This window comes from Burkholderia sp. Se-20378 (assembly GCF_017104665.1).
In the GTDB taxonomy this organism is placed as follows: domain Bacteria; phylum Pseudomonadota; class Gammaproteobacteria; order Burkholderiales; family Burkholderiaceae; genus Burkholderia; species Burkholderia lata.
The window spans coordinates 1-2,258 of record NZ_JAAGPG010000913.1 but is presented as its reverse complement, the minus strand read 5'-3'; the positions used below and the strand labels follow the sequence as shown (position 1 = coordinate 2,258).

The window sequence follows — 2,258 nt, the reverse complement described above, 5'->3', positions numbered from 1 at the left end:
CCGGCCGATCCGGTCGACTTCGGCCTCGATACGCGCGCGGCGGCGCTCGCGGTGGCCGCGCTCGGCCTGAACCTGCCGGTGCCGTACGTGGTGTTCGTCCATGCAACGTCGCGTGCCGACAAGCACTGGCCGGACGCCGCGTGGATCCAGCTCGGCCAGGCCCTCGTGCGGCGCGGCGCGTCGCTCGTGCTGCCGTGGGGCCACGACGCGGAACGCGCGACCAGCGAGCGGCTGGCCCAAGCGTTCGGCGCGGCGGCGATCGTGCCGCCGAAGCTGTCGCTGCCGGCCGTGGTCGGCCTGATCGACGGCGCGGATGCGATCGTCGGGGTTGATACAGGTCTGGTTCACATCGCGGCCGCGCTGAAGCGTCCGACGGTCGAACTGTACAATTTCGCGACGGCCTGGCGGACCGGCGGCTACTGGTCGCCGAACGTCGTCAATCTCGGCACGGCGGGGCAACCCCCGTCGATCGCGCAAGTGAAGTCGGCGCTCGCAGGCTTCGGTCTCCTGTAACGCTGTCACACGCGCGAACCCACGCGAACCGAACATGAGCGAATCCCAGATCATCGAAGTCCCGTCCGCCGACTGGAGCGGACACAACCTGTCGGCGCCGCGCGAGCAGCTGCTGGCCGCCGTCGAGGAAGGCAAGGTGCTGTATTTCCCGCATCTGCGCTTCGCGATCGAAGGCGGCGAGGAAGCGCTGCTCGATCCGGCGCTCGCCGACCCGAAACGCAAGAACATCAGCCTCGCGCCGAACGGCGGCGCGCTCGCCGGCGTGCTCGGCGACAGCGTCACGCAGTCGGCGGTGCGCGCGCTCGTCGCGCGCTTCCAGCAGCAGGCCGGCACGCTCGTCGATGGTCTCTTTCCCGAATACCGCGGCAAGCTGCGCGTCGCGCCGACGAGCCTGCGGCTGATGCAGGTCGAGACGCGCCAGACGTCGTGGCGCAAGGACGACAGCCGGCTGCACGTCGACGCGTTCCCGTCGCGGCCCAACTACGGCGAGCGCATCCTGCGCGTGTTCACGAACGTGAACCCGGCCGGCGTGCCGCGCGTGTGGCGCGTCGGCGAGCCGTTCGAGGACGTCGCGAAGCGCTTCCTGCCGCACATCAAGCCGCAGTTGCCGGGCGCCGCATGGCTGCTGAACCTGCTGCACGTGACGAAGTCGCCGCGCAGCGCGTACGACCACCTGATGCTGAACCTGCACGACAGCATGAAGGCCGATCTCGACTACCAGAAGACGAGCCCGCAGGAGACGATGCCGTTTCCGCCCGGCTGCGTGTGGATATGTTTCTCGGATCAGACTTCGCACGCTGTGATGTCCGGCCAGTTCATGCTCGAACAGACCTTCTTCCTGCCGGTCGACGCGATGGTGCGCCGCGAATGCGCGCCGCTCGGCATTCTCGAACGCCTGAAGGGCAGGGCGCTGGTTTGAGCGCCCCTCTTCTCCGTTGCAACATGAGGGTCGCCGCATGCTGAGGGTGATCTATCGCGCGCTGTGGTGGCTCGTCGCACCGATCGCCGTCATCCGGCTTTACGTACGCTCGCGCAAGGAGCGCGGTTATCGCGAACACATCGGCGAACGCTTCGGCCACGTGGCGGGCCGTTCGCGCGACGACCGCGCGCCGCTGATCTGGGTGCATGCGGTATCGGTTGGCGAGACGCGCGCGGCGCAACCGCTGATCGACGCGCTGATGCATGCCCGCCCCGATGCGCGCATCCTGCTCACGCACATGACGCCGAGCGGCCGCGCGACCGGCGAACAGATTTTCGGCGATCGCGTGCTGCGCTGCTACCTGCCGTACGACATGCCCGGCGCGGTGCGGCGCTTCCTGCGCGCGTGGCGGCCGACGCTCGGCCTCGTGATGGAAACCGAGGTGTGGCCCACGCTGATCGACGAGTGCCGCCGTGCGGACGTGCCGCTGGTGCTGACCAATGCGCGCATGTCCGCGCGCTCGTTCCGGCGTGCATCGAAGTTCGGCGCGGCGACGCACGATGTGTTCGGCGGCTTCTCGCGCGTGCTCGCGCAGAGCCCGGCCGATGGGGAGCGGCTGACGTCGCTCGGCGCGCGCAACGTGACCGTGCTCGGCAACCTGAAGTTCGACATGACGACGCCGCCGGAACTCGCGGCGCGCGGCCATGCGTGGCGCGAGGCGATTGGCGCGCGGCCCGTGTGGGTGGCCGGAGCGGAAGAGAGGCGGGGAGGGGAAGAGTGTGCGCGAGCCGGGCAGGCAAGGGGGGGCACGTACCGATCAAAAAAA

Annotated in this window: 3 protein-coding genes; all 3 read left to right on the top strand. The window is 69.4% G+C overall.

Annotation, left to right across the window (positions count from 1 at the left end):
• Positions 1–513, top strand: a 513-nt coding sequence (gene waaC, locus G3N93_RS38920; RefSeq protein WP_206135423.1) for a lipopolysaccharide heptosyltransferase I, incomplete at its 5' end; no start/stop codon positions are given.
• A 34-nt stretch (positions 514–547) separates the two neighbouring features.
• Positions 548–1,432 carry a Kdo hydroxylase family protein gene (locus G3N93_RS38915; RefSeq protein ID WP_085039638.1) on the top strand — a complete coding sequence of 295 codons (885 nt, stop codon included), beginning with the start codon at positions 548–550 and terminating at the stop codon, positions 1,430–1,432.
• Between the two features lie 37 nt (positions 1,433–1,469).
• Positions 1,470–2,258 (top strand): 3-deoxy-D-manno-octulosonic acid transferase (locus G3N93_RS38910; RefSeq protein WP_241026889.1); only part of this gene is annotated, 789 nt, incomplete at its 3' end.

What these genes read in the sequence shown, in the direction of transcription:
- G3N93_RS38915 (WP_085039638.1), top strand. Translation starts at nt 548, where the DNA reads ATGAGCGAATCCCAGATCATCGAAGTCCCGTCCGCCGACTGGAGCGGA.